At 74.2% G+C, this 25,780-nt stretch carries 30 protein-coding genes and 1 pseudogene; 5 read left to right on the plus strand and 26 right to left on the minus strand.

All coding sequences use genetic code 11. The features are described from left to right. Positions 1–116 precede the first annotated feature (116 nt). Positions 117–521: an NHL repeat-containing protein gene (locus ACRYM6_RS12370; protein WP_432543181.1), complete on the plus strand. Its 405-nt coding sequence runs from the start codon at positions 117–119 to the stop codon at positions 519–521. Here ACRYM6_RS12370 and ACRYM6_RS12375 read toward each other — a convergent pair. The 3 genes from ACRYM6_RS12375 to ACRYM6_RS12385 form a co-directional block, all read right to left on the minus strand. Beyond that, the gene (locus ACRYM6_RS12375) at positions 502–1,410 is read right to left on the minus strand and encodes a co-chaperone YbbN (RefSeq protein ID WP_432543182.1); all 909 of its coding nucleotides are present in this window, start codon (positions 1,408–1,410) and stop codon (positions 502–504) included. The two genes, ACRYM6_RS12370 and ACRYM6_RS12375, sit on opposite strands and share 20 nt — an antisense overlap. A gap of 86 nt (positions 1,411–1,496) precedes the next feature. Then, a complete protein-coding gene (locus ACRYM6_RS12380; RefSeq protein ID WP_432543183.1) occupies positions 1,497–2,498 on the minus strand; it encodes a hypothetical protein in 1,002 nt (333 codons plus the stop codon). Then, the gene (locus ACRYM6_RS12385; protein ID WP_432543184.1) at positions 2,495–3,142 is read right to left on the minus strand and encodes a hypothetical protein; all 648 of its coding nucleotides are present in this window, start codon (positions 3,140–3,142) and stop codon (positions 2,495–2,497) included. Before ACRYM6_RS12385 ends, ACRYM6_RS12380 begins: the two co-directional genes overlap by 4 nt. A 307-nt stretch (positions 3,143–3,449) precedes the next feature. Between ACRYM6_RS12385 and ACRYM6_RS12390 the strand changes: the two genes are divergently transcribed. After that, a complete protein-coding gene (locus ACRYM6_RS12390) occupies positions 3,450–3,926 on the plus strand; it encodes a DoxX family protein (protein WP_432543185.1) in 477 nt (158 codons plus the stop codon). 16 nt (positions 3,927–3,942) lie between these two features. Here the strand turns inward: ACRYM6_RS12390 and ACRYM6_RS12395 are convergent, their stop codons facing one another. Further along, a complete protein-coding gene (locus ACRYM6_RS12395) occupies positions 3,943–4,284 on the minus strand; it encodes a thiamine-binding protein (RefSeq protein WP_432543186.1) in 342 nt (113 codons plus the stop codon). A 106-nt stretch (positions 4,285–4,390) separates the two neighbouring features. Between ACRYM6_RS12395 and ACRYM6_RS12400 the strand changes: the two genes are divergently transcribed. Next, positions 4,391–5,485 (plus strand): coiled-coil domain-containing protein, encoded by a 1,095-nt coding sequence (locus tag ACRYM6_RS12400; protein ID WP_432543187.1) that lies wholly within the window; start codon positions 4,391–4,393, stop codon positions 5,483–5,485. Here ACRYM6_RS12400 and ACRYM6_RS12405 read toward each other — a convergent pair. Genes ACRYM6_RS12405 through ACRYM6_RS12415 form a run of 3 tightly spaced genes read right to left on the minus strand, consistent with a single transcriptional unit; the run spans position 5,479 to position 7,559 of the window. Then, a complete protein-coding gene (locus ACRYM6_RS12405; protein ID WP_432543188.1) occupies positions 5,479–6,186 on the minus strand; it encodes an alpha/beta hydrolase in 708 nt (235 codons plus the stop codon). The genes ACRYM6_RS12400 and ACRYM6_RS12405 overlap by 7 nt on opposite strands. Next, positions 6,179–7,246, minus strand: a complete 1,068-nt coding sequence (locus ACRYM6_RS12410) for a threonine aldolase family protein (RefSeq protein ID WP_432543189.1) — start codon at positions 7,244–7,246, stop codon at positions 6,179–6,181. The genes ACRYM6_RS12405 and ACRYM6_RS12410 overlap by 8 nt, the downstream gene beginning before the upstream one ends. A 25-nt stretch (positions 7,247–7,271) precedes the next feature. Then, positions 7,272–7,559, minus strand: a complete 288-nt coding sequence (locus ACRYM6_RS12415) for a hypothetical protein (RefSeq protein WP_432543190.1) — start codon at positions 7,557–7,559, stop codon at positions 7,272–7,274. A 181-nt stretch (positions 7,560–7,740) separates the two neighbouring features. Between ACRYM6_RS12415 and nucS the strand changes: the two genes are divergently transcribed. Then, the gene (gene nucS / locus ACRYM6_RS12420; RefSeq protein WP_432543191.1) at positions 7,741–8,436 is read left to right on the plus strand and encodes an endonuclease NucS; all 696 of its coding nucleotides are present in this window, start codon (positions 7,741–7,743) and stop codon (positions 8,434–8,436) included. A 74-nt stretch (positions 8,437–8,510) separates the two neighbouring features. On the opposite strand, the pseudogene ACRYM6_RS12425 reads toward nucS, so the two are convergent. Continuing rightward, positions 8,511–8,816, minus strand: a pseudogene (locus tag ACRYM6_RS12425) (STAS domain-containing protein); the annotation flags it as partial. A gap of 352 nt (positions 8,817–9,168) precedes the next feature. On the opposite strand from ACRYM6_RS12425, the gene ACRYM6_RS12430 reads away from it, so the two are divergent. Next, positions 9,169–9,501 (plus strand): hypothetical protein, encoded by a 333-nt coding sequence (locus ACRYM6_RS12430; RefSeq protein ID WP_432543192.1) that lies wholly within the window; start codon positions 9,169–9,171, stop codon positions 9,499–9,501. Positions 9,502–9,512: 11 nt separating this feature from the next. Here ACRYM6_RS12430 and ACRYM6_RS12435 read toward each other — a convergent pair whose 3' ends face one another. The 18 genes from ACRYM6_RS12435 to rho form a co-directional block, all read right to left on the minus strand. Continuing rightward, positions 9,513–9,953 (minus strand): DUF2550 domain-containing protein, encoded by a 441-nt coding sequence (locus ACRYM6_RS12435; RefSeq protein ID WP_432543193.1) that lies wholly within the window; start codon positions 9,951–9,953, stop codon positions 9,513–9,515. Positions 9,954–9,969: 16 nt separating this feature from the next. Beyond that, a complete protein-coding gene (locus ACRYM6_RS12440; RefSeq protein ID WP_432543194.1) occupies positions 9,970–10,245 on the minus strand; it encodes a F0F1 ATP synthase subunit epsilon in 276 nt (91 codons plus the stop codon). Next, the gene (atpD, locus tag ACRYM6_RS12445; RefSeq protein WP_432543195.1) at positions 10,245–11,705 is read right to left on the minus strand and encodes a F0F1 ATP synthase subunit beta; all 1,461 of its coding nucleotides are present in this window, start codon (positions 11,703–11,705) and stop codon (positions 10,245–10,247) included. The genes ACRYM6_RS12440 and atpD overlap by 1 nt, the downstream gene beginning before the upstream one ends. A 59-nt stretch (positions 11,706–11,764) precedes the next feature. After that, positions 11,765–12,673 (minus strand): F0F1 ATP synthase subunit gamma, encoded by a 909-nt coding sequence (locus ACRYM6_RS12450; RefSeq protein ID WP_432543196.1) that lies wholly within the window; start codon positions 12,671–12,673, stop codon positions 11,765–11,767. A gap of 52 nt (positions 12,674–12,725) precedes the next feature. Next, positions 12,726–14,387 (minus strand): F0F1 ATP synthase subunit alpha, encoded by a 1,662-nt coding sequence (gene atpA / locus ACRYM6_RS12455; RefSeq protein ID WP_432543197.1) that lies wholly within the window; start codon positions 14,385–14,387, stop codon positions 12,726–12,728. Between the two features lie 85 nt (positions 14,388–14,472). Next, positions 14,473–15,300 (minus strand): F0F1 ATP synthase subunit delta, encoded by an 828-nt coding sequence (locus ACRYM6_RS12460; protein WP_432543198.1) that lies wholly within the window; start codon positions 15,298–15,300, stop codon positions 14,473–14,475. Further along, positions 15,297–15,863, minus strand: coding sequence for a F0F1 ATP synthase subunit B (locus ACRYM6_RS12465; RefSeq protein WP_432543199.1), 567 nt, complete (start codon positions 15,861–15,863; stop codon positions 15,297–15,299). The genes ACRYM6_RS12460 and ACRYM6_RS12465 overlap by 4 nt, the downstream gene beginning before the upstream one ends. Before the next feature lie 48 nt (positions 15,864–15,911). Beyond that, positions 15,912–16,133: an ATP synthase F0 subunit C gene (gene atpE, locus ACRYM6_RS12470; RefSeq protein ID WP_432543200.1), complete on the minus strand. Its 222-nt coding sequence runs from the start codon at positions 16,131–16,133 to the stop codon at positions 15,912–15,914. Positions 16,134–16,197: 64 nt separating this feature from the next. Further along, positions 16,198–16,986, minus strand: a complete 789-nt coding sequence (gene atpB / locus ACRYM6_RS12475; RefSeq protein WP_432511627.1) for a F0F1 ATP synthase subunit A — start codon at positions 16,984–16,986, stop codon at positions 16,198–16,200. 88 nt (positions 16,987–17,074) lie between these two features. After that, positions 17,075–17,305 (minus strand): hypothetical protein, encoded by a 231-nt coding sequence (locus tag ACRYM6_RS12480; protein ID WP_432543201.1) that lies wholly within the window; start codon positions 17,303–17,305, stop codon positions 17,075–17,077. After that, the gene (locus ACRYM6_RS12485; RefSeq protein ID WP_432543202.1) at positions 17,302–17,739 is read right to left on the minus strand and encodes an ATP synthase subunit I; all 438 of its coding nucleotides are present in this window, start codon (positions 17,737–17,739) and stop codon (positions 17,302–17,304) included. The genes ACRYM6_RS12480 and ACRYM6_RS12485 overlap by 4 nt, the downstream gene beginning before the upstream one ends. Before the next feature lie 143 nt (positions 17,740–17,882). Next, entirely contained in the window at positions 17,883–19,046 is a 1,164-nt protein-coding gene (locus tag ACRYM6_RS12490; protein WP_432543203.1) for a glycosyltransferase family 4 protein, read from the minus strand. Beyond that, positions 19,043–19,780 carry an L-threonylcarbamoyladenylate synthase gene (locus ACRYM6_RS12495; RefSeq protein ID WP_432543204.1) on the minus strand — a complete coding sequence of 246 codons (738 nt, stop codon included), beginning with the start codon at positions 19,778–19,780 and terminating at the stop codon, positions 19,043–19,045. The genes ACRYM6_RS12490 and ACRYM6_RS12495 overlap by 4 nt, the downstream gene beginning before the upstream one ends. A gap of 58 nt (positions 19,781–19,838) precedes the next feature. Next, complete coding sequence (prmC, locus tag ACRYM6_RS12500) at positions 19,839–20,684, minus strand: peptide chain release factor N(5)-glutamine methyltransferase (RefSeq protein WP_432543205.1); 846 nt, start codon at positions 20,682–20,684, stop codon at positions 19,839–19,841. 1 nt (position 20,685) lies between these two features. Beyond that, a complete protein-coding gene (locus ACRYM6_RS12505; protein ID WP_432543206.1) occupies positions 20,686–21,789 on the minus strand; it encodes a serine hydrolase domain-containing protein in 1,104 nt (367 codons plus the stop codon). 120 nt (positions 21,790–21,909) lie between these two features. Further along, positions 21,910–22,971, minus strand: a complete 1,062-nt coding sequence (gene prfA / locus ACRYM6_RS12510) for a peptide chain release factor 1 (RefSeq protein ID WP_432543207.1) — start codon at positions 22,969–22,971, stop codon at positions 21,910–21,912. A gap of 96 nt (positions 22,972–23,067) precedes the next feature. Then, entirely contained in the window at positions 23,068–23,283 is a 216-nt protein-coding gene (gene rpmE / locus ACRYM6_RS12515; RefSeq protein WP_432511635.1) for a 50S ribosomal protein L31, read from the minus strand. Between the two features lie 134 nt (positions 23,284–23,417). Continuing rightward, a complete protein-coding gene (gene rho, locus ACRYM6_RS12520) occupies positions 23,418–25,520 on the minus strand; it encodes a transcription termination factor Rho (RefSeq protein WP_432543208.1) in 2,103 nt (700 codons plus the stop codon). Positions 25,521–25,780: the final 260 nt, after the last annotated feature.

Consider the following 25,780-nt stretch of genomic DNA (forward strand, 5'->3'; position numbering starts at 1 on the left):
CTGCCGCTGCCCGGCGGGCCGTACGCGCTGGCGGCCACCGCCGACGGGACGGTCTGGACGACCCCCACCGCCGCCGGGGCGACGGCACCCTGAGCTCCGTCGCGCCCGACGGCACGGTGCGCGACGTCGCGCGCCCGGCCGGGACCAGCCCCTACGGCCTGGCGGTCACCCCCGGCGGGCTGCGCTCCAGCGGGCTCGGCGACGTCGTGGGCGTCGTGGACGCCACCGGCGCGCACCTGACGGCGCTGCCGCCGGGGGCGGGCCCCGAGCTGGTCCCCCCGTCCCCGCGACCGCACGCCGTGCTCCCCGACGGTGCGGGCGGCACGTTCGTCACCTGCTGGGGACGCGACAGCCTCGTGCACGTCGACCCCGACGGCGCCTGCGAGGAGCTCGCGTTCCCGCCGGGGTCCGAACCGCACGGGCTGTGCCACGACGGGGACGGCCTCGTCCGCGTCGCGCCGGAAGCCGGCCGGGTCGCCGTGGTGGACCCGGACGGGGGCCTCAGAACAGGGCGCGGGTGAGGGCCTGGCGGGCCTTGACGGTGCGCGGGTCGCTCGCGCCCACGACGGCGAACAGGTCGACGAGGTGGGTGCGGGCGGCGTCGCGGTCGTCCCCGGCCGTGCGCTGGACGAGGCCGAGCAGCCGGCTGAACGCGTCCTCGACGTGACCGCCGACGAGGTCGAGGTCGGCGACGACGATCTGGGCGGCCACGTCGTCCGGGGCGGCGGCGGCCGCGGCGCGGGCCTGCGCCGGGTCGACCCCGGCGACGCGGCGCAGCACGCCGACGCGGGCCAGGCCCTCGGTGGCGGCGGCGTCGCGCGGGTCCTGCGCCAGCGCCCGGGTCCAGGCCGCGGCGGCGGCGTCGAAGTCGCCGGCGTCCACGGCGGCCAGCGCCTCGGCGTGCAGCGGCGGCACCGGCGGCTCGGCCGGCTCGGCGGTCTCGACGGCGCCCTCGACGCGGCCGGTCACCCCGTTGGCCTCGGCGACCCGCAGGACCTCCTCCAGGACCGGCCGGATCTCCTCGGCCGAGGGGTAGGAGCCGGTGAACAGCGGGATCGGCTGCCCCTTGACGATGGCCGCGACCAGCGGGATCGCCCGGGCCTGCAGCGACTGCACGAGCGACTGCGCGAGCTGCGGCTCGGCCTGGGCGTCGATGCGCCCGAGCAGGAACGCCCCGGCGTACTCGTCGGCGAGGGCCTGCAGGGCCTCGGCCCCGGTGTCGTACCCCTCGGCCCACAGGTCCAGGACGAGCGGGACCTGGACCGACCCCTGGACGAGCTCGGCGAACGTCTCCTCGGTCACGTCGACCACGAACGGGGACCGCGCCCCGGTGGCGTCGGGGTCGGTCGCCGCGCGCCGGGCGACCTCCTCACGACGGGTGTTGCGGGCCGCGAGGGCACCGAGATCCACGGCTCCACGCAGGTTCAGCGGGGAGCTCGGAGGCGTCGGCTGGGGAGTCATGCCGGTCACCTTCTCACGAGGCGCCCACGGCCCCCTCAGTCGACCGCGACCGAGACCGGGCCGCTCTGGGCGGCCACCGCGGCGACCTGCCCGGACCCGGGCGGGACGGCGAAGACGACGACCTCCTCGCGCGTGACGGTGGCGCTCAGCGCGTCGGTCGTGCCCGCCAGCGCGGCCAGCGCGGGGTCCAGCCGGCCCGCCAGGCCGCCGGTGGGACCGGCCACCGTGGCCGACCAGGAGTAGGCGGCCACGACGAGGGCCCCGCCGTCGCGGGTGCGCACGGCCAGGACCCCGTCGGGCAGCAGCGAGCGCTCCTGGGCGTAGGTGCCGCCCGCCGCGGCCAGCGCGGCCCGCTCGGCGGCCGTGGCCGACTCCACCCCGCTGCGGTAGGCGTCGGCGGTGAACTCGGCGGCGTGCTCGCTGGCGGTGCCCTCCGTCAGGACGTCGGCGTAGTGCTCGGCGAGCACCTGCGGCGCCAGCGGCAGGTTGGTGTCCTCGTCGGCGGCGACGACGGCGACCCCGTCGGCGGGGGCGGCCAGCGTCGGCAGGGAGGCGCCGGGCAGCAGCGTCGGGGTGGCCCAGACCGCGTAGGGCTCGCGCGCCGAGGCCGTGCGCAGCACGACGAGCGAGGGGGCCTGGTCGGGCCCGGGCGCGGTGACGGTGGCGAACCAGCGGGGGAACCCGCTCTGGCGGGGCAGGACGGAGGCGATCGCCTCCAGCTCGTCCGCGCCCCCCGTGGGCGGCGGGGTGGCCCCGGCGGCGGCGATGGTGTGGGCGGCGGTGCGCAGCCGCAGCTCCGGGCCGCCGACCCGCGCGGCCAGGGCGGCGGGGTCGGCGGTGGCGGGGTCGGCGCCGGCGCGCAGGACGGCGTTGGCGGCCTCGACGACGCGGCCGGCCTGCACGGGCTGGACGGCCAGGGGCTCGCGCCCGGTCGCCGCGGGGGCGGTGGCGGTGGGCAGCTGCGCGCAGCCGGCCAGCAGCAGCGCGGCCCCGACGCCGGCGGCGGCCGGGGCGAGGAGCCGGGGACGGCGGTTCACGCGCGCCTCCGGGGGGTGCGGCGGGGGGTCAGCACGAGCCCGAGGGCGCCCAGGAGCGCGAGGACGCCGCCGGCGACGACGAGCGGGAGCCCGGCCGGGTGGGTCGCGGACCGGCCCTGCGCGGCCCAGCCCAACCGCACCGAGGCCGGGGCGTCGGCGACCCCGTCGGTGGCCACCAGGGCGACGACCCCGCCGGCGTCGCGGTAGTCGTCGTCGGAGGCGGTGGGCCAGGTCAGGGCGGCGGTCCCCTCCCCCGTGGCGGTGGCCAGCCACAGGTCGGCGGCGCGGGGGTCGGCGGCGGTGCCCGTCCCGGTGGTGCGGGTCCCGGCCGCGGGGTCGGACAGGCTGCCGGTGACGGCCGTGACGGTGGTGCGGCGGGCGTCGCCGAGCCAGGCGGTGACGTCCTGCGCGCGGCCGACGGCGACGAAGACGTCCCCGCCGTCCCCGGCGGTGGCGCTGACGGTGGCGTCCGGGCCGGACAGGCCGAGCAGGCCGGGGGCGGTGACGACGGCGACGCCGGGGTCCGGCACGGCGGTGGTGACCTCGATGCGGTCCGGCGGCGCCAGGACGGTGAGCAGGGCGACGCCGGCCAGGCCGGCCAGCAGCCCGCCGACCAGCAGGGACCAGGCGACCAGGCGTCTCAACGTCTCGGTCCTTCCGTCGGGGCCGGGTTCGGGGTCGGGTTCGGGGTCGGGGACGGGTCGGGGGCGCGGGGACAGGGGCGGGGCGACGGCCACCCTAGGGCGTGCGCCGCCCGCACCGGCCCCCTCGTGACGCTGCGCACCCGGCGGCCACCCCCGGGTCACCGGTGTGGCGCAGGACACGCCGGACGGGTGAACCGGGCGCCGCGCGGCGTCGTGGAGCGGGTGCGGGCGAGCCCCGCTCGCCCGCCGTCCCCGCCAGAAGAGCCGCCGCACCGGCGGTTCCCTCCCGACGCAGAGGACCGAACCCATGAGCGACCTGCCCGGCGCGACCAGCGCCCCCACCCGCACCGCCGACGACCGGCCCCGGGTGACGACCCGCACCACCCCGGCCACCTCGCTCGGCCTGCTGGCCCTGCGCCTGGCCACCGGTGTGCTGCTGCTGGTGCACGGCGTCCCCAAGCTGTCGAACCCCGCCGGGGCCACCGGCATGGCCGCCTCCCTCGGCGTGCCCGCCCCCGACCTCGCCGGCTGGCTGGTGATCCTCGGCGAGGTCGGCCTCGGGACGCTGCTGATCGCCGGGCTGGCCACCCGCCTCGCCGGCGCCCTGCTGCTCGTGCAGATGGCCGGCGTGTGGCTGCTGGCCCACGCCCCGGACGGCTTCCTCGTCGAGGGTCAGGTCAACGGCGAGAACGCGCTGCTGTTCGCCGCCGTCGGGCTGACGCTCTGCCTGGTGGGCGCCGGCGGCCTCAGCGTGGACGCGGTGCTCGCGCGGCGCCGCCGCTGAGCCGCGCCGGCCGGGGTCACTGACCCCGGCCGGCCTCCCCCTGCGCCCGCTCCACGGCCGCCTCGAGCCGCTCGAGCTTGCCGTCCATCTCCCCCGTGCGGCCCGGGCGGATGTCCGCCTTGAGCACCAGGGAGACCCGCGAGCCGTGCCGGCCGACGGCCTCGGTGGCGCGGCGCACGACGTCCATGCACTCGTCCCAGCTGCCCTCGATGGTGGTGAACATCGAGTCGGTGCGGTGCGGCAGCCCGCTGGAGCGCACGACGAGCACCGCGTCGGCGACGGCCGCGCTGACCGAGTCGGGTTCACCCCCCGCGGGGGCCGGACCACCGGAAGGGGCGACGGAGAAGGCGACGATCACGCACCGAAGCTACTCCGTCACCGTGTCCGGCCGGACCGGCGGGGGCCGCGCGGTTACGCTGCGGTCAGTCCGTACCCGCCATCCCGCTCTCACCGGAGGTCAGCCGGTGTCCACCGACTCCCACGACGCCTTCAGCATCGTCGTCCGCGGCTACGAACGCAGCCAGGTCGACGCGCGCCTGAAGCACCTCGACGACGCGCTGGCGGAGGCCCGCGCCCGGGTCGCGCAGCGCGACCACGAACTGCGCCAGGCCGAGGAGAAGCTCGCCGAGGCGCACAAGGAGCTGCGCGAGCACGAGAAACCCTCCTACGCGGGTCTCGGGGCGCGGATGGAGAAGCTGCTGCGCCTGGCCGAGGACCAGTCCTCGGAGATCCTGCGCTCGGCCCGCCGCGACGCCGACCGGCTGCGCGAGGAGGCCCGCGCCGAGGCCGCCGCCACCCGCGCGCAGGCCGACGAGGACGCCCGCCGGCGCACCGGGGAGGCCGGCCGCGACGCCGAGGAGATCGTCGCGCGCGCCAAGCACCAGGCCGACGGGATGGTCGACGCCGCCCAGCGCACCGCCGCCGAGCTCACCGCCGCGGCCCACCGCCAGGCCGAGCAGCTCACCGCGAGCGCGCAGCACGAGAGCGCCGAGGCGCTCGCGGCCACCGAGCGGCAGGTCGCGGCGCTGCGCAGCCAGGCCGAGCGCGAGGTCATCGAGCTGCGCTCGTCCACCGACGCCCGGGTCCGCGAGCAGGAGCTGGCGCTGGCCGCCGCTCGGGAGCAGGCCGCCGAGGAGGACCGGCAGCGCCTGGAGGTCGCCGCGGCCCGCACCGCGGCCCGCATCGCCGAGGCCGAGCAGCGCGCGGCCGAGGCCGAGGAACGCGCCCAGCAGGCCGTGGCGGCGGCCGAGGCCATCCGCGCCGACGCCATCGCGCAGGCCACGCTGCGCGCCGAGACGGCCCGCCGGGAGTCCGACGAGCTGCTCGCCGACGCCCGCGCCCGCGCGCAGGCCATGGTCGAGACGGCCCGCGAGCAGGCCGAGCGGTCCCGCGCGAGCGCGCAGAGCGAGGTCGACGAGCTGATGAACCAGCGCGACCAGATCACCGACCAGCTCGACGACCTGCGCGGGCTGCTCGGCCTGGCGCCGAAGCTGCCCGCCCGCCCGGCCGACCCGGAGGTCGACCTGCGGCAGGCCGAGGTCGTCGAGGCCGCTCAGTAGTCCGTCGGCAGGGGTGATCGCGCGGGGTTGACCCGCGCGACCACCTCGTCGAGGACCCGCCGGACGGAGTTCTCGCCCACCCACAGGTGCTTGGCGCCCGCGACGGGCACGACCTCGCACTGGGTCAGCGGGGCGAACCGCTCCACGGCCTCGGCCGGGCGCAGGAAGTCGTCGAGCTCGGGGACGAGGGCGGTGACGGGGCGGCCGAACTCCGCCCAGGCGCGCAGGTCGTCCTCGGTCGACCACCGCAGCGGCGGGGACAGCAGGATCACCCCCTCCACCGAGGGGTCCCGGCCGTGCACGAGGGCCAGGTCCGTCCCGAACGACCAGCCGAGCAGCCACACGTGCGGCAGGTCGCGGAACTCGGCGAACTCCAGCGCGGCCGCGACGTCGAAGCGCTCGGCGTCCCCGGCGTCGAAGCTGCCCCCGCTGGTCCCCCGCGGTGAGGTCGTCCCGCGGGTGTTGAACCGCAGCACCGCCAGGTCGGCCAGCGCCGGCAGCCGGTTGGCGGCCTTGCGCAGCACGTGGCTGTCCATGAACCCGCCGCTGGTGGGCAGCGGGTGCAGCGTCACCAGCGTCGCGACGGGGTCCTTCTCGGCCGGCAGCGCGAGCTCGCCGACGAGGGTCACGCCGTCGGCGGTGTGCAGCTCGACGTCCTCCCGGCGCGCGGGCAGGACCGTGTCGGAGCGGATCTCAGCCACGGGCCAGCTCCTCGCGCAGCACCGCGGCGAAGCCCTCGACGTCCTCGGCGGTCGTGTCGAAGCTCGCCACGAGCCGCACCTCGACGGTGGCCGGCGAGTACGCCGGGTCCCACACGTGGAAGGGGACGCGCGCCGCGGCGCGGGCGGCGACCTGCGGGGCCAGCTCGGCGAACACCGCGTTGGCCTGGACGGGCCGGGTCGTGCGGACCCCCGCGGCCCGCACCGCCGCGGCCAGGTCCGCCGCGGCCGCGTTCGCGGCCCCGGCCGTGCGGCGCCACAGGTCCGAGCCGAACAGCGCGAGCAGCTGCGCCGAGACGAACCGCGTCTTGGAGGACTGCTGCATCGAGGGCTTCACCAGCCGGTGCAGCGCCTCCGCGGTCCCCTCCTCGCGGACCACGACGACCTCGGCGATCCCGCCGCCGTTCTTCGTCCCGCCCAGGGACACCGCGTCCACGCCCAGCGCTGTCGTCAGGTCCCCGAGCCCGGCGCCGAGCGAGACGGCCGCGTTGGACAGCCGGGCGCCGTCGACGTGCACCCGGACGCCGAGCCGGTGGCTGACCCGGACGAGGTCGCGCAGCAGCTCCACGGGGTAGGTGGTGCCCAGCTCGCTGCTCTGGGTCAGGGTGAGCGCCCCCACGGGCGCGCGCATCGGGCTGTCCGCCGCCGCGACCGCCCGCTCGACGTCGGCGGGGTCGACGAGGCCGTCGACCGTGGGCAGGGCGATGACCTTCACCCCGCCGACGTGCTCGAGGCCGCCGGCCTCGTCGTGCAGCACGTGCGCCTGGTCCGAGGCCAGCACCGACTCCCAGCGCCGGGTCAGCGCCTGCAGGGCCACGACGTTCGCGCCGGTGCCGGTGAGGACGACGGCGCTGCGGGTCCCGGCCCCGAAGTGGTCGCGCAGCGCGGCGGTGAGGGCCGCGGTGTAGGGGTCGCCGCCGTAGCTGGCGACGTGGCCGCCGTTCGCGGCGACGAGGGCGTCGAGGACCTCGGGGTGCATGCCGGCGGCGTTGTCGCTGGCGAAACCCCGGGCACCCGGGTCGTGGAGGGGGCTGGCGCTCACCCCGGGCACGCTACCGGGGCCGCCCTCAGCGGCGGTGGGCGCGGGCCGCGAAGCAGGACCGGTGCCAGTGGCGCCGCTCGCTGGCCCCGTCGGCGGGCGCGAAGGTCCCCCGGGCCGGCCAGACGACCAGGTGCGCGGTACCCGGCGGGATGTCCTGCCAGCACCCGGGGCAGCGGTAGGTCTTGGTCGAGGTCGTGCCCCGCAGCTCGCGGACGACCCAGTCGCCGTCGGGGCCCGAGACGGTGCGGTCGACGCCGCGTCCCAGCGGTGCGCGCGGCGGCGGGTCCTGACGGCGGCGGTTGGCGCGAGGCACGCGCCCATGGTCGCAGGCCGGCGCGGCGGGCCGACCGGGCGCTGCCGCGGTGGTGTCCCCTCCACACCACCGTGGCCACGCTCGGTCCGCCCGGTAGTCGTCCCCGGGCCCGGATTCGTTACACCCCCGGCGCGTCCCGCCGGTGACGACCGGACCGCGCGGTCTCGTAAGCTCGCCCCTCGTGCGTCTCGTCATCGCCCGCTGCTCCGTCGACTACGCGGGGCGGCTCACCGCCCACCTGCCGCTGGCGACCCGGCTGCTCATCGCCAAGGCGGACGGCAGCGTCCTGGTGCACTCCGACGGCGGCTCGTACAAGCCGCTGAACTGGATGAGCCCGCCGGCGAGGCTGACCGTCGCCGTGCCCGACGAGGACGCCCGCGAGGCGGGGGTCGTGGAGACGTGGACCGTGCAGCACACCAAGACCGACGACCGGCTGATCGTCTCGATCCACGAGGTGCTGCACGAGTCCGAGCACGACCTGGGGGTGGACCCGGGGCTGGTCAAGGACGGGGTCGAGGCGCACCTGCAGAAGCTGCTGGCCGAGCACATCGCCACCCTGGGCGAGGGGTACACCCTGGTCCGCCGCGAGTACATGACGGCCATCGGCCCGGTCGACATCCTGGCCCGGGACGCCGGGGGCCGGGCCGTGGCGGTGGAGATCAAGCGCCGCGGTGAGATCGACGGCGTCGAGCAGTTGACCCGCTACCTGGAACTGCTCAACCGGGACCCGCTGCTCGCGCCGGTCGCGGGGGTCTTCGCCGCGCAGGAGATCAAGCCGCAGGCCCGCACCCTGGCCACCGACCGCGGCATCCGGTGCGTGACCCTGGACTACGACGCCTTGCGCGGCATCGACGACGTGGACTCGCGGCTGTTCTGAGCCCGGCCGCGGGCGGTGCGGCGCGCGTGCGGGCTCAGCAGGGCCTGGGCGCGGGCCAGCCGCACCGCGGTGCGGTCGGCGGCCTGCTCGTCCTCGACCCGCAGGACCCGGTGCAGCCGGGTGACCCGCAGCAGCCGCAGGGCGGGCAGCGGGACGCTGCGCAGGACCAGCCGGCGGCCGGTGCGCTGCGCGCGGCGGTGGGCGCCGACGAACACCCCCAGGCCCGTGGCGTCGGCCACGACGATGTCGGCGACGTGCACGACGAGGTCGCCGGTGCCGGCGTCGACGGCCGCGTGCAGCGCCTCGCGGACGGCGGGGACGGTGTGCACGTCGAGCCGGCCGCCGACGTGGACGACCTGCCCCTGCACCTCCTCGCCCACGTGGGCGTCGTGGCCGGGCGCCGAGCGGGCCGCCCGGCGGGCCGCGACGTCGTCGGCCGCGCTGGGCATCCGCCCACCGCCGGTGGCTGCGAGTGCGATCGCCATGTGATCCTCCCCCGAGGACGCCGGTCGTGATCGTGTGATCGTCACCGGTAGGACGCGGTGGACCCTCGATCGGTTGCACCCGGTCCCCGGGAGGTTCACGGCTCTCCACGGACTCCCGGGGCACCGCGACCGACGGTCACCCTTTGAGCACACTCTGCCAGCGAGGGGTACCGCCGTGGGGTGGTCCGCCGCCGCGTTGCCGAACGGTGACCTATCGGCCCGGGCGCCGCGGGAGGAGAATGGTGCGGTGGACTCGACCGACTGGGGCAGCTACTCGTACGCGTTCGGCCCGGTCATGGCCCTGCTGGCCGTCGGGGTCCTCGTCGTGCTGCTGCGCTGGACCTACGCCCGCGGCAAGTCCGTCGTCGAACGCCGCCCCGCGCAGGGGTCGAGCGACGACTACGGGCTGCTGGAGGTGGTGTCCGCTCCCCCGACGTTCGTGGAGGCCGAGGTCCAGCGACGGACCCTCGTGGACGCGGGCATCCGCGCCACCCTGGCCCCCACCACCGAGGGACCGCGCGTCATGGTGTTCCCCACCGAAGCCGGGCTGGCCCGGCAGATCCTCGACCAGCGGCGCTGAGGGCCGGCCGGTCAGGCCACGTTCACGCCCTGCCCCGGCGGGGCGGACTCCAGCCAGCTCGCGAACCCGGTGTAGGCGTCCTCGCCCATCGCCAGGTCGATGTCCTCACCGTCCAGGCGGCACTCCACGACCACGGCCCCCGGCTGCACCGCGCCCGTCTCGGTGCCCTCCGGCTCGCGGAAGGTGGTGACGGCCAGCGCCTGCCGGGCGAAGCTGCACGACGGGCGGGGGGACAACGAGAACGTGCGGTACCAGTCCAGGCGGTCGGTCTCGTACTGCGCGACGCCCAGGGCCCAGCGGCGGCGACCACGCCGGGCGCGCCGGACCGAGCAGTCGAAGGTGCCCAGCCGGCCCATCAGCCGGCGCCGCCGGAGGACCACCAGGAGGAGCACCACGATCAGGGCGACGGCGCACGCGCCTGCGATCTCCAGGGAGAGCAGGACCTCGTGCACCGTCGCCCAGCCGTTCTCAGCGCGTGCCGGAGCCCGCGGCGACCTCGACCTGCTCGGCGACGATCGTCACCTTGTCGTGGTCCACCGAGAAGAACCCCCCGGTCACCGTGGCGGTCAGACCGGCCGAGCCGGAGCCCTGGATGGCGACCTCCCCCGGCGCGAGGATGGCCAGGAGCGGCTCGTGACCGGCCATGATGCCGATGTCGCCCTCAGCGGTGCGGGCCCGCACGAGGGTGGCCTCGCCGGACCACACCGAGCGGTCCGCCGCCACGAGCTCGACCTGCAGAGCCATCAGGCGGTTTCCTTCTGGATGCGAGCCCAGTTGCGCTCGACGTCCTCGAGGCCACCGACGTTGAAGAAGGCCTGCTCGGCGATGTGGTCCAGCTCGCCGTCGGCGATCTTCGAGAAGCCCTCGATGGTCTCCTTGAGCGGGACCGTCGAGCCGGCGACACCGGTGAACTTCTCGGCCATGTAGGTGTTCTGCGAGAGGAACTGCTGGATGCGGCGAGCGCGGCTCACCGTCAGCTTGTCCTCCTCCGACAGCTCGTCGACACCGAGGATCGCGATGATGTCCTGCAGCTCCTTGTTGCGCTGCAGGATCTGCTTCACGCGGACCGCGGTGTTGTAGTGGTCCTGCGAGATGTACAGCGGGTCGAGGATGCGCGACGTCGAGGTCAGCGGGTCCACGGCCGGGTACAGACCGCGCGAGGCGATCTCGCGGGACAGCTCGGTCGTCGCGTCGAGGTGCGCGAACGTCGTCGCCGGCGCCGGGTCGGTGTAGTCGTCGGCGGGCACGTAGATCGCCTGCAGCGAGGTGATCGAGTGACCGCGCGTCGAGGTGATGCGCTCCTGGAGCACACCCATCTCGTCGGCCAGCGTGGGCTGGTACCCCACGGCGGACGGCATGCGGCCGAGCAGCGTCGACACCTCGGAACCGGCCTGGGTGAACCGGAAGATGTTGTCGATGAACAGCAGCACGTCCTGCTTCTGCACGTCGCGGAAGTACTCCGCCATCGTCAGGGCGGACAGAGCGACGCGCAGGCGCGTGCCCGGCGGCTCGTCCATCTGGCCGAAGACCAGCGCGGTCTTGTCGAAGACGCCGGCCTCGGCCATCTCGGCGATGAGGTCGTTGCCCTCACGGGTGCGCTCGCCGACACCGGCGAACACCGACACACCGCCGTGGTCCTGCGCGACGCGCTGGATCATCTCCTGGATGAGGACGGTCTTGCCGACGCCCGCACCGCCGAACAGGCCGATCTTCCCACCCTGGACGTACGGGGTGAGCAGGTCGATGACCTTGATGCCGGTCTCGAACATCTGGGTCTTGGACTCGAGCTGGTCGAAGCTCGGGGCCTTGCGGTGGATGGGCCAGCGCTCGGTGACCTCGAGCTTCTCGCCCTCCTCGAGGTTCAGCGCCTCGCCGATGGCGTTGAACACCTTGCCCAGGGTCACGTTGCCGACGGGCACCGAGATCGGGGCGCCGGTGTCGACGACGGCCGCACCGCGGACCATGCCGTCGGTCGGCTTCAGGGAGATGGCGCGGACCATGTTGTCACCCAGGTGGGAGGCCACCTCGAGCGTCACGGTCTGCGTCTGGCCGCCCATCGTCACCTCGGTGGTGAGGGCGTTGTTCTGGTCCGGCATCGAGTTGGCCGAGAACTCGACGTCGACGACGGGCCCGATGACTCGGGCGATGCGGCCGGTCGCACCCTTGCTGGTGCTGGACGGCGCTTCGTTGACGGTGGCGGTCATGTCGCTCCTCGGGCTTCCTTCGTCGAGTGAGTTCTTCGTGAGTGGTGGGGGGCTGCGCGTCAGGCGCGCGAGCCGGAGGAGGCCAGCGCGTCGGCGCCGCCGACGATCTCGCTGATCTCCTGGGTGATGTCCGCCTGGCGGGCGTTGTTGGCCAGCCGGGTCAGCTTCTTGATGAGCTCGTCCGCGTTGTCGGTCGCGCTCTTCATGGCCCGCTGACGGGCGGCGAGCTCGGAGGCCGCCGCCTGCAGGAGGCAGTTGTAGATCCGGCTGGTGACGTACTGCGGCAGCAGCGCGTCGAGGACCGCGTCGGCGCTCGGCTCGAACTCGTACAGCGGCTGGAGCTCACCGCCGGCGGGCGCCTCGACGCCCTCGACGACCTCCAGCGGCAGGAGCCGGATGACCCGGGGTTCCTGCGTCACCATGCTCACGAAGTGCGTGTACACGACGTGGATCTCGTCGACGCCGCCGTCGGAGGAGTCCTTGCCGAAGTCGGCCAGGAGGCGGTCGCCGATCTTCTTGGCGTCCTCGTAGGTCGGCGAGTCCGTGAAGCCCGCCCAGGAGTCGACGACGGGGCGGCGGCGGAAGCCGTAGAACGCCGCCGCCTTCCGGCCGACCAGGTAGGGGGCGATCTCCTTGCCCTCCTCGCGCAGGGTCGCGGACAGCCGCTCCCCCTCGCGCAGGACGGACGAGGAGTAGGCCCCCGCCAGACCGCGGTCGGACGACAGCAGCAGCAGGGCCGCGCGCTTGACCTCGGTCTTCTCGGTGATCAACGGGTGGTCGAGCGAAGAGTTCGACGCCGCCGCCGACACCGCGCGGGTCAGCGCCCGCGCGTACGGGGTCGACGCGCGCACGTTCGCCTGCGCCTTGATGATCCGCGACGCCGCGATGAGCTCCATCGCCCGGGTGATCTTCTTGGTCGCCTGGACCGAGCGGATCTGCCGCCGGTAGGCCCTCAGCTGGCCTGCCATGTCCTGCTCCTCTTCCCTGCTCCGCTCGGTCCTTGCTCGTCCTGCGTGGTGCTCAGCCGCGGGCGGCCGTGGCCCCGCCGCGGTTGGTGGTGATCTGCTCCTGCGAGATGTCGTCCGCGTCGGTCCGGCCGTGGTCCTCGTCGGCCGCAGCCGCCGAGGCGCCCTCCTTGCCCGGGGTGAACTGCGGCTTGAAGGCGTCGATGGCCTTCTTCAGCTCGTCCTTGGCCCCGTCGGAGAACTGCTTGCTCTCGCGGATGCCCTGCATGAGCTCGGCGTGGTTGCGCTTGACGTACTCGAGGAACTCACGCTCGAAGCGGGAGATGTCCGAGACCTCGACGGAGTCGAGCTGACCGGTCGTGCCGGCCCAGATCGAGACGACCTGCTCCTCCAGCGAGAACGGCGTGTACTGCGGCTGCTTCAGCAGCTCGACCAGACGCGCACCGCGGGCCAGCTGGTTGCGCGAGGCCTGGTCCAGGTCGGAGGCGAACATCGCGAACGCCTCCATCGCGCGGAACTGCGCGAGGTCCAGCTTCAGCGTCCCGGAGATGCCCTTGATCGCCTTCGTCTGCGCGGCACCACCGACGCGGGAGACCGAGATGCCGACGTCGATCGCCGGGCGCTGGTTCGCGTTGAACAGGTCCGACTGCAGGAAGATCTGGCCGTCGGTGATCGAGATGACGTTCGTCGGGATGTACGCCGAGACGTCGTTGCCCTTGGTCTCGATGAAGGGCAGACCCGTCATCGACCCGGCGCCGAGCTCGTCGGACAGCTTCGCGCAGCGCTCCAGCAGGCGGGAGTGCAGGTAGAAGACGTCACCCGGGTACGCCTCGCGGCCCGGCGGGCGGCGCAGCAGCAGCGACACGGCGCGGTAGGCCTCGGCCTGCTTGGACAGGTCGTCGAACACGATGAGGACGTGCTTGCCGGCGTACATCCAGTGCTGGCCGATGGCCGAGCCGGTGTACGGGGCCAGGTACTTGAAGCCGGCCGGGTCGGACGCGGGAGCCGCGACGATGGTCGTGTACTCCATCGCGCCGGCCTCCTCCAGCGAACGCTTCACCGAAGCGATCGTGGAGCCCTTCTGGCCGATGGCGACGTAGATGCAGCGGACCTGCTGCTTGGGGTCACCGGAGGCCCAGTTGGCCTTCTGGTTGATGATCGTGTCGATCGCGATGGCGGTCTTGCCGGTCTGGCGGTCACCGATGATCAGCTGACGCTGACCACGGCCGACCGGGATCATGGCGTCGATCGCCTTGATGCCGGTCTGCAGCGGCTCGCGGACCTCCTGGCGCTGCACGACCGAGGGGGCCTGCAGCTCCAGTGCGCGGCGGGTCTCGGCCTCGATCGGCCCGAGGCCGTCGATCGGCGCACCCAGCGGGTCGACGACGCGGCCCAGGAAGTCGTCACCGACGGGGACGGAGAGGACCTCGCCCGTGCGGTAGACCGCCTGACCCTCCTCGATGCCGGCGTAGTCGCCCAGGACGACCACACCGATGTCCCGGACGTCGAGGTTCTGCGCGAGGCCGAGGGTCCCGTCCTCGAAGCGCAGCAGCTCGTTCGCCATGACCGAGGGCAGGCCCTCGACGTGGGCGATGCCGTCGCCCGCGTCGGTCACGCGGCCGACTTCCTCACGCGCGGCGGTACCGGGGTCGTACGACGCCACGAAGGCGTCGAGAGCGTCCCGGATCTCCTCCGGGCGGATGGTCAGCTCGGCCATGGAAGCCCTGCTCTCCTTCTCGGGTCGTGCGTTCTCGAAGTCCATTGTCCCCCGCGTGTCGCGGGGGCGGGTGTTGCGCTGGTGCTCAGCCGGCGAGGCGGCGGCGGGCGTCGTCGATCCGGGTCGCGATCGACCCGTCGATGACGTCGTCGCCGACGCTGATGCGCAACCCGCCCACGAGGTGCGGGTCGACGTCGACGTTGATGCGGATCGGACGGCCGTACTGCCGCGACAGCGAACCGGCGAGCCGGTCGCGCTGCGCCTCGGACAGCATGACCGCGCTGACGACGTGGGCGACGAGCTGCTCGCGGCGCTTGGCCACGACCTCCACCCACTGCTCGAGCAGCCGCTCGGCGCGGATCCCGCGGGGGGACACGGCCACGCGGCGGGCCAGCTGGACGGTCTCGGGGACCGCCCGGTCCAGCAGCAGCCGGGAGACCAGCGACGCACGGTTGGCGTCCGGGGCGCTGCGGTCGGCGAGGGCGTCGCGCAGGGCCGGGTTGCCGGCGATGGTGCGGGAGAACCGGAAGAGCTCGTCCTCCAGCGCGTCGAGGTGCCCGGACTTCTCCGCCTGCGTCACGACCGCCACCACGGCGAGCCGCTCGGTGGCGTCGGAGAGGTCCCGGCCGGCGGTCCACCGCGCGGCGGCCAGCGCGGCCACCGTCTCCACGGCGGCCGGGCTGAGCTTGCCCGCGAAGGCGCGGCGGACGAAGTCGGCCTTGGCCGCGGAGTCCCGCGACGGGTCGGTCAGCGCGCGGCGCAGGCCGACCGAGGAGTCGAGCAGGCTGGTCACGGCGAAGAGGTCCTCGCCGGTCTTGCCCGCGTCCGCCCCCTCGGCGGCCAGCTGCGCGTCGAGCACCTGCTGCGCGGTGGCGAGGCTCGCCTTCGCGACGCCGGAGTCGAGCTCGCTCATCGGGAGGTCGCCCCCGACTCGCTGCGCTCGAGGTCGGCCAGGAACCGGTCCACGACACCGCTCTGGCGAGCGGAGTCCTGCAGCGACTCACCCACGATGCGCGACGCCAGGTCGGTCGCCAGGCGACCCACCTCGGCGCGCAGCTGCGCGGTGGCCTGGGCGCGCTCGGCCTCGATGGTCACGCGCGCCGAGGTCGTGATGCGGTCGGCCTCGGCCTGAGCCTGCTCGCGCATCTCGGCGAGGATCTGCGCACCCTGCTGGCGCGCCTCCTCGCGGATGCGGTTGGCCTCGCCGCGGGCGTCCGCGAGCTGGGCCTTGTACTCGTCGAGAGCGGCCTGGGCCTCGGCCTGGGCCTTCTCGGCCTTCTCGACGTTGCCCTCGATGGCCGCGCGCCGCTCCTCGTACATCTTCTCGAGGCGCGGGACGACCTTCTTGGCGATCACGGCGTAGATGATGATCGCGAAGACGATGCCGACGATCAGTTCCCCGAGGTGGGGAAGGATCGGGTACAGCGGGTCGCCCTCGACTTCTTCGCCTGCTGCGGCGAAGCCTGCTGCGAGCACGTTTCCTCCTTCGGGCTCAGGTCAGCGGACGGGTGCTGATCAGCCGGGTCAGGCCGGAGCTTCACCCGCGAACACGAAGGCGAGGGCGATGCCGAAGATGGCGAGCGCTTCCGCGAGGACGAAGCCGAGGATGGCGATGCTCTGGAGCATGCCGCGGGCTTCGGGCTGACGGGCGGCGCCGTTGATGTAGGCCGCGAAGATCAGGCCGATGCCGATGCCCGGGCCGATGGCGGAGAGACCGTAACCGACGATGGCGAGGGAGCCGTACATGGTCCTCTGTCATTCCTTTCGTTGCCGGTGCGCACGTCCGCGCCCGGGTTCTGGGTGGGACGGTTCAGTGCTCGTCAGCGAGGGCGCTGGCGATGAAGGTGGCGGCGAGCATCGTGTAGACGTACGCCTGCAGGAACTCCACGAAGAGCTCGAACAGCGTCAGGGCGAAGGCCATGCCGATGGTCGGGACGCTGAGGAGCTTCAGGCCGAGGCCGCCGTGGAGGAGCATGTGCTCGGCGCCGGTGATGAACAGCACGAGGATCAGGTGGCCCGCGAACATGTTGCCGAAGAGCCGCAGGGTGATCGTCACCGGCTGGATGACGACGATGGAGAGCACCTCGAGCAGGAACACCAGGGGGACGATCGGCTTCGGCAGGCCGTGCGGGACGACGCCGGCGAAGTAGGCGGCGAAGCCCTTCTTCCGGATGCCCACGACGTGGTACGTCAGGTAGAGCATGATCGTCAGCGCCAGCGGGAACGCGATGCGCCCCATCGTCGGGTACTGGATCGGCGGGATGACGCCGAACAGGTTGTTGACGAGGATGACCGTGAAGAAGGTGAACAGCAGCGGCAGGAAGCGGCGGAAGTCCTTGCTGCCGATGATGTCCCGGCCGATGGTGTTCCGGACGAAGCCGTAGACGGCCTCCACGGCCATCTGCTTCTTGCCCGGCACGACCGCGAGGCGCTTCGTCCCGGCCAGCAGCAGCCAGATGATGAGGACGGCGGACAGCGCGAAGACGATGGCCGGACGCGTGATGGCGAACGGCCCGCTCCCGATCAGCGGCTGCCAGAAGATGCTCTGGTCGGGCGCTTCGTACGCGCTCTCCGCGGCAGCCAGCAGGGGCAGGCTCACGTCAACTCCTCCGTGCGAACTTCATCGTGGGTACGGGGCCGGTCTGCCGGCCGCGTGGCCCCCTGAACAGTGGTCGGGCGTCTCGCGGTCAGTGCGTACCGTACCGGAGCCACACGTAGTACAAAGTCAACGCCTTGCCGACGACCAGGCCGATCCCGACCACGAAGCTCGTGCCGAGCAGGTGGTCGACGCCCCAGCCGGCGAGCGCCCCCAGGAGCGCACCGGAGATCAGGTACGACGTGATGCTCCAGGCCACCTTCTCGGTGAGGCCGTTGCCGATGTCGGTGCTCGGGTCGTCCGAGGGCTTCAGGAGGCTCACTTCGGCCCCTCGTCCGTCATGAAGACGGGGATGCGCATCTTCATGAAGCCGCGCAGCTCGGCGGCCAGCCAGGCGACGGCCGTGATGATGACGGTGAACCCGAGCGCGGGACCGGAGATCCCCTCGACCCGGGTCAGGACCAGCATCGCCACGCCCAGCAGGACGATCTTCACGCTGTAGACGACCATCGCGGTCAGCATGATCATGTGCGGGTTCTTCTCGGTGACCTTGCGCATGACGACCAGCCGCGCCCCGAAGAACGCGATGACGATCGCCCCGCCGATCAGCGACGAGAGGCCCGAGGACAGTCCCTGCCAGACCGAGGCGACCACGACGCAGACGACCGCGACGATCCCCGTCACGAGCGAGGCGCGGCGCAGCAGGGTGCCGAAGGCCTGGGCGGCCTGGACTCCTGCGTCGGTGCTCGTGCTCACGGGGTTCTCTCTCGTCGTCGGCGGGTCGTCCGGTGGGACAGGCCTATCGGCGGCAGCCCCGGTGTCGGGTGGACCCGGGGAGACTTCGTGAAAGCTATCACGAGCGGAGGGGTCTCCTACGCCGCGTCGTGGCTCACCCGAGCTCACGTGCGCGACGTCTCGTGCGTCACGTCGCGCTCCTGCTCGGCCCGCTCGTCCACGACCCCCACCGTGCGCCGTCCGCGCCGCCAGTACAAGGGCAGGAACGTCAGCGCCAGCACGAGGCACCCCGCGGCGAAGGCCACCGCCAGGGCCTGCGTCAAGGGCAGGAACGCCGACGTGGCCGCCCCGAAGCTCAGGAACGCCGCCCACGAGTACATGGTCAGGACCGCCACGCGGTGCGAGTGCCCCATCTGCAGCAACCGGTGGTGCAGGTGCTTCTTGTCCGGGTGCCAGAACGCCTTCCCCGCCCGGGTGCGGCGCACGACCGCGAGCACCATGTCGCTGAAGGGCACCAGCAGGACCGCGACGGGCAGCAGCAGCGGGAAGAACGCCGGCGCGATCTGCTCGTCGGCGACCGTCTCGGGGTCCACCGTGCTCGTCGCGGCGATGGTCGAGCTCGCCATCAGCAGCCCCAGCAGCATCGAGCCCGAGTCGCCCATGAAGATGCGCGCGGGGTGGAAGTTGTGCGGCAGGAAGCCCAGGCACACACCGACCGTGATGGCCGCGATCAGGGTCGCCAGGGAGGAGAAGTCGTCCGGGGCGCTGCCGCGCTGGAGCGCGTAGGAGTAGCCGAAGAAGGCGATCGCACCGATCCCCACGATCCCCGCGGCCAGGCCGTCGAGGCCGTCGACGAAGTTCACCGCGTTCACCGAGACCAGCACCACGAGGATCGTGATGATCATCATCGTGCGGCCCGACAGCAGCGTCACCCCGCCGATGGGCAGCTGCAGCAGGCTCACGCCCTGCCAGCCCATGATGCCCGCGGCGAGCACCTGGCCGGCCAGCTTCGTGACGGCGTCGAGCTGGACGATGTCGTCGGCGATCCCGACGGCGACGACCACCGCGGCGCCGACGAGGACCCACAGGGGCCCCGGGTCGGCCTCGAACACGCGGGACAGGAAGGGGATCCGGCTCGCCACGACGAGCGCCGCGACCATGCCGAAGAGCATGGCCACGCCCCCCAGGCGCGGGATCGGCACCGAGTGCACGTCCCGGTCCCGCAACGGGGTGACCGCGCCGACGCGCTGGGCCACCCGCCGCACCAGGGGGGTCGTCAGGTACGTCACGGCCGCGGCCACGACGATGACGAGCAGGTAGGCCCTCATCCGCTCGCGGCTCCGGACCCCTCCGGCCCGTTCTCCCCCGCGTCCGCACCGGGGACCCCGCCCTCGACGGGGGCGCCGTCGGGGGCCTCGGGCTCGACCCAGCCCTTGGGCACGGCCGCGCGCAGCTCGGCCTCGCTGATCGCCCCGACGCGCAGGACGCGCAGCGGCCCGTCCGAGGCGTCGACGATGGTCGAAGGCGCCCCCTTCGGGCTCGGGCCGCCGTCGAGGTACACCCGCACCGAGTCCCCGAGCTGGTCCACGGCCTCCTGCACCAGCGTCGCGGCCGGCTGACCGGACTTGTTGGCGCTGGAGACCGCCAGCGGGCCGGTGCGCTTGAGCAGCTCCAGGGCGACCGGGTGCAGCGGCATGCGCAGCGCCACCGTCCCGTTCGTCTCCCCCAGGTCCCACGTCAGCGACGGCTGCGCGCGGCAGACGATCGTCAGGGCGCCGGGCCAGAACGCGTCGATCAGCTCGCGGACCGCGAAGGGGATGGAGCTGGCCAGCCCGTCGATCGTGCGCGTCTCGGGGACCAGCACCGGCGGCGGCATGTCCCGGCCGCGGCCCTTGGCCTCGAGCAGGCGCTTGACGGCGGTGGGGTTGAAGGCGTCGGCGCCGATGCCGTAGACGGTGTCGGTCGGCAGCACGACGACCTCACCGCGCTTGACGGCGTTGTGCGCCGCGGACAGACCGCGGTCTCGGACGACGGGGTCAGCGCAATCGAACGGGGGCCTCACGGGAGAAGAGTCTCGCACCGTCCGGGCGTGTCGCGACGACGACCTCGCGCGCGGCGCGTCAGCGGCGCCGGGCGGAGGTGGAACGGGGCCGCCCCGTGAGGTCGCGGTGGCCGCGCACGTCCACCCAGTCGCGCTCGCCGAACATCTCCCGGGCCGCGGCCTCCTGGACCTCCGCGTGCTCGACGACCGCGTACCCGCCCGCCCGCAGCAGCCGCGCGGCGGTGGCGACCACGCGGCGCGGCACCTGCAGGCCGTCCTCGCCCAGGCCGTACAGCGCGACCTGCGGGTCGTGCCGGGCGACCTCGGCGTCGACGGGCACCGCCCCCGGGGGGACGTACGGCGGGTTGCTCACGACGACGTCGACGGCGCCGTCGAGGTCGGCGAAGGCCGTGGCCGCGTCGCCGCGGCGCAGGTCGACGCCCGGGGCGAACTCCTCGACGTTGCGCCGGGCCCACTCGTGGGCCATCGGGTCCAGCTCCACCGCGTGCACCCGGGCCCCGGGCACCTCGGTCGCCACGGCCAGCGCGATGGCCCCCGACCCCGTGCACAGGTCCACGACCACCGGGTCCTCGACGGCCCGGGCGGCGGCGATCGCCAGCTCGGCGACGGTCTCGGTCTCGGGCCGGGGCACGAACACCCCCGGGCCGACGTGCAGGTCCAGCGCGCGGAACCCGGCGCGGCCGGTCAGGTGCTGCAGCGGGACGCGGTCGGCCCGCAGCTCCAGCAGGTCGGTGAACCGGACCGGGTCGACCCGCTCCCCCAGCGCCACGAGCACGCCGACCCGCGAGCGCTCCACCCCCAGGGCGTGCGCGAGCAGCAGCTCGGCGTCGGCGCGGGGGGTCGGGACACCGGCGGCCGCCAGGCGCCGCTCGGCGTCGAGCAGCAGCTCGCGGGCGTCGATCACGTCAGGAGGCTAGGCCCAGCAACCGGAAGGCGACCGTCTGGGTGTCCAGCGCCGCCGACCCGCTGGGCGAGGTGACCACGACCCACGCCCCCGTCGCGGGCTCGGCCCACACCGAGGCCTGGACCCCGGAGGTCGCGCCGTTGTTGCCCACGAAGGTCCGTCCGCCGAGGTCGACGGTGAACCAGCCCCACCCCACGCCCGCGTCCCCGTCCGGGACCCGCGGTCGCAGGGCCGCCGGGTCGAGCCCCCCGGTGGCGGCGGCCCGGGCGAGCCGGCCGAGGTCGTCGGCGGTCGACCACACGCCCGTACCGGCCGGGGTGCTGCCGGCGGACAGCCACGGCGTCGCGACCCGCCCGTCCGGGCCCAGCTGGCGCGCCGCCCCCGCCGGCGGTGCGGGCGGGGCGGCGACCGTGGCGGTCAGCCCCAGGGGCACCAGCACCCGCTCGGCGAGGAGCTCGGGGTAGGGCCGCCCCGCCCGCTCCGCCAGGGCGTTGCCCAGCAGGGCGTACCCCAGGTTGGAGTAGGCGTGCCGGCCCCGCTCGGTCCGGAACGGGGTCCAGGCAGCGTCCCGCAGCAGGTTCTCGGGGGTGTCGAAGCGGTACGGGTTGCCGAGCGTGAAGGACGACACCAGCCCGGCCACGGTGGCCCGCGCGCTGAGGCGGGGCAGTCCCGAGGTGTGGGTGGCGAGCTCGTCGAGGGTGGTGGTGGCCAGCACGCCCCGCAGGTCCGGGTAGACCTCGCCCAGCGTCGTCGCCGGCGTCACCTCGCCGCGGGCCACCATGTCGGCCAGCAGCAGACCCGTCAGCGACTTCGTGATCGACCCGATCTCCTGCGGCGTCCCGGCCTCCAGCGGCCGGTCGACGTCCGCGGTCCCGACGGCGGCCGAGGTGGACCCGGTCCCGTCCCCGACGGCCGCGGCGAACCCCTGGCCGAAGAGGTCGGCCGTGGCGGTGCGCAACCGCTCCGCCAGGGCCGGGTCGCCCGTGGAGACCGCCGACGGCCGCGGCGGCTGGAGAGCGGCGGCGGACAGGCCCGCGACGAGCGCGGCGCTCACCCCCACCAGGCCCAGCTTCCGGATCAGGGGGCGCAGGGAACGCGGGGACACGGGACCACCTCAGTCCGACGACGGCGGGCAGGGCACGAGCGGACGACGCGCAGCCGCGACGCCGTCGCCGCCCACGCTAGGGACGCGCAGCCGACCGGGGCATCCGTCGTTCGGCGCGGATCAGGACGCCGCGAGCTGCGCCGCCTCGTCGGCGTCGACGGCCGACTGGATCACCGGGTCGAGGTCGCCGTCGAGCACCGCGTCGAGGTTGTACGCCTTGAACCCCGTGCGGTGGTCGGCGATCCGGTTCTCGCCGTAGTTGTACGTCCGGATCCGCTCGGAGCGGTCGACGGTGCGGACCTGCGAGCGGCGGGCGGCCGAGGCCTGGGCGTCAGCGGCCTCCTGGGCGACGGCGTGCAGCCGCGCCCGCAGGATGCGCATCGCCTGCTCCTTGTTCTGCAGCTGCGACTTCTCGTTCTGGCAGCTGGCGACGATGCCCGTCGGCAGGTGCGTGATGCGCACGGCCGAGTCGGTGGTGTTGACGCTCTGACCCCCGGGACCGGAGGAGCGGAAGACGTCGACGCGCAGGTCGTTCGGGTCGATCGCCACCTCGACCTCCTCGGCCTCGGGCATCACGAGCACGCCGACGGCGGACGTGTGGACCCGCCCCTGCGACTCGGTGACGGGGACCCGCTGGACGCGGTGGACGCCGCCCTCGTACTTCAGCCGGTGCCAGACGCCCTCGGCCGCGCTGCCGCGCGTCTTCACCGCGACCGACACGTCCTTGTAGCCGCCGAGGTCGCTGGGAGTGGAGTCGATGAGCTCGGTGCTCCAGCCGTGGCGCTCGGCGTAGCGCAGGTACATCCGCAGCAGGTCCCCGGCGAACAGGGCCGACTCCTCGCCGCCCTCCCCCGCCTTGATCTCCAGGATCACGTCGCGGGCGTCGTCGGGGTCGCGCGGCAGCAGCACCCGGCGCAGCCGCTCGCCCGTCTCGGTGACGGCCCGCTCCAGCGCGGGCAGCTCGGCGGCGAAGCCGGCGTCCTCGGCGGCGAGCTCGCGCGCGGCCTCGGCGTCGTCGACGGCGGCGCGCCACGCCGCGTGCGCCTCCACGACCTGCCCCAGCTCGGCGTAGCGCCGCCCCAGGGACCGGGCCAGCCCCGCGTCGGCGTGCACGGCGGGGTCACCGAGCCGGCGCTCGAGCTCGGCGTGCTCGTCGAGCAGCGGCTGGACGGACTCGAACACGGCGGGCTCCTGGGCGGGCGGGTCGGAGGAGGGCGGGAACGCGACAGCGCCGGTCCCTCCGCCCGGAGGGGCGGTGGGACCGGCGCTGTGGACGTGCTACTTGGCGGTCTTCTTGCCGTAGCGCTGCTGGAAGCGGGCGACGCGGCCACCGGTGTCCAGGATCTTCTGCTTGCCCGTGTAGAACGGGTGGCAGGCGCTGCAGACGTCGGCGCGCATCTCGCCGGACTTCTCGGTGCTGCGGGTGGTGAACGTGTTGCCGCAGGTGCAGGTGACCTGGGTCTCGACGTACTCCGGGTGGATCCCAGCCTTCATGGTTCTCTCCTCTAGGCGCTCAGTCGGCACCGGGTCGCCGATCGTGCTGGCGTGAGCCGGTACCCGCGGTGTCGAAGCAGTCTCCCACAGGAGCCGCCGGGTAGTGGAACCCGGCGACCCCGCGGGAGATTCCCTCAGTCCTTGGTGACCAGGGGGGTCGAGGTCTGCACCTGCTGCAGGAACTCGAGGTTGCTGCGGGTCTTCTTCAGGCGGTCCAGCAGCAGCTCGATGGAGGCCTGCGCGTCGAGCGCGGTGACGACGCGGCGCAGCTTCCAGACGGTCTGCAGCTCCTCGCGGGACATGAGGATCTCCTCGCGGCGGGTGCCGGAGGCCGGCACGTCGACCGCGGGGAAGATGCGCTTGTCGGCCAGCTGGCGCGACAGGCGGACCTCCATGTTCCCGGTGCCCTTGAACTCCTCGAAGATGACCTCGTCGGCCTTGGAGCCGGTCTCGACCAGGGCCGAGGCCAGGATCGTCAGCGAGCCGCCGTTCTCGACGTTGCGCGCCGCGCCGAAGAAGCGCTTCGGCGGGTACAGCGCCGAGGCGTCCACACCACCGGAGAGGATGCGGCCGCTGGCCGGCGCCGAGATGTTGTAGGCGCGCGACAGACGGGTCAGGGAGTCCAGCAGCACGACGACGTCGTTGCCGAGCTCCACCAGGCGCTTGGCCCGCTCGATGGCGAGCTCGGCGACCGCGGTGTGGTCGGCGGCGGGACGGTCGAAGGTGGAGGCGATGACCTCACCCTTGATCGTCCGCTGCATGTCGGTGACCTCTTCGGGACGCTCGTCCACGAGCACGACCATCAGGTGGCACTCGGGGTTGTTCGTCGTGATGGCGTTGGCGATGGCCTGCATGACCATCGTCTTGCCGGCCTTCGGCGGAGCCACGATCAGACCGCGCTGCCCCTTCCCGAGCGGCGACATCAGGTCGATGATGCGCGTCGTCAGGACGTTGGGCTCGGTCTCCAGCCGCAGGCGCTCCTGCGGGTACAGCGGGGTGAGCTTGGTGAACTCCGGGCGGTGCCGGGCCTGCTCGGGCGCCGCGCCGTTGACGGTGTCGACGCGCACGAGCGCGTTGAACTTGGCGCGGGCACCGGTCTGCTCGCCCTCGCGGGGCTGGCGGACGGCGCCGGTGACGGCGTCACCGGGACGCAGGTTGTTCTTCTTCACCTGGCCCAGGGAGACGTACACGTCGTTGGCGCCGGCGAGGTAGCCGGAGGTCCGGATGAACGCGTAGTTGTCCAGCACGTCGAGGATCCCGGCGACGGGCAGCAGGACGTCGTCCTCGTTGACCTGCTCGTCGATCTCGGGGGCACCGCCGCCGTCGCGGCCGCCGCGGCGGCCCTTGCGGTCGCGGTAGCGGTTGCGACGACCACGACGGCCCTCGCCCTCGAAGTCGTCGGACGGGCCGGTGTGCGCGGCCTGCGGACGCTCACCGCGGTCCTCGCCGCGCTGGTCGCCGCGCTCCTCCCGGCGCGCCTCGCCGCGGTCCTCCCGGCGCGGCTCGCCCCGGTTCTCGCCGCGGTTCTCGCCGCGGTTGCGGCCCTCGCCGCGGTTCTCACCGCGGTTGTCGCCCTCGCCCGCGGGGTCGCGGCGGGGCATGTTGGGCAGCTCGACCTGCTGGTCGGGCTCACGCACGCGGTCGCGGCGGGCCCGCTCCCGGCGCGACAGGCGCGGCGAGCCGTCCTCGGGACGCTCGCTGCGCGCGGGGCGGTCGGTGCGACCGCCCGTGAAGTCGTCCAGCGTCGGCTCGGGGCGCGCCGCCGGGGCGTCCTCGGCGGCCGGGGCCGGGAGGTCGACGGCGGGCGCCGCGACCACGGGGGCCTGGGCCGCGGGCGGGGCACCGGCGGGGGCGCCGGCCCGGCGGGAGCGGGTCCGCGGGGCCTGGGTCCGCGGCTCGGCGGACGGCTCGGCGGACGGCTCGACGGCGGGCTGAGCGGCGGGCTGAGCGGCGGGCTCGGCGGCCGCGGGCGCGGTCTGCTCCACGACGGGAGCGGGGGCCTGCGCCACGGGTGCCGGGGCCTGGGCGGGTGCGCTGCGCTGCGGCCCGCTGGACTGGTGCTCCCGGATGGCGGCGAGCAGGTCCACCTTGCGCATGCGCCCGGTGCCGGAGATCCCGAGCTCGGTCGCCAGCGCCTGGAGCTGCGGCAGGCGCAGCGCGGACAGGCTCCCCGTGCGGCGCGCGGGCGCCTCGGCGCTCACGCCGTCGGTGGCAGCGGTGTCGGTGGTGTCGGTCACGAAGGTCCTTCCCCCTCGTCGGAGCGACTGACCGGCGGATCCGGCGCTTCGTCGGGTCCGGGGGTGTCGCGGTGACTGCCCGATCGGGCAGCGGCTGGGAATCCACGGCCGCGCACAGCGCAGCAGGTGAGTGGAGACGCACCCGGAGGCGGGGGGACGAGCGCTGCAGGAAGCGGTCCTACGAGCAGAGGGGCTTCGACCAGCGTCCGTCGAACAGACGGTCCCGCCGTGGGTGCTGACCCCATCCTAACACCCGAGGC

This window comes from Kineococcus rugosus, from assembly GCF_050871975.1.
Classification (GTDB): domain Bacteria; phylum Actinomycetota; class Actinomycetes; order Actinomycetales; family Kineococcaceae; genus Kineococcus.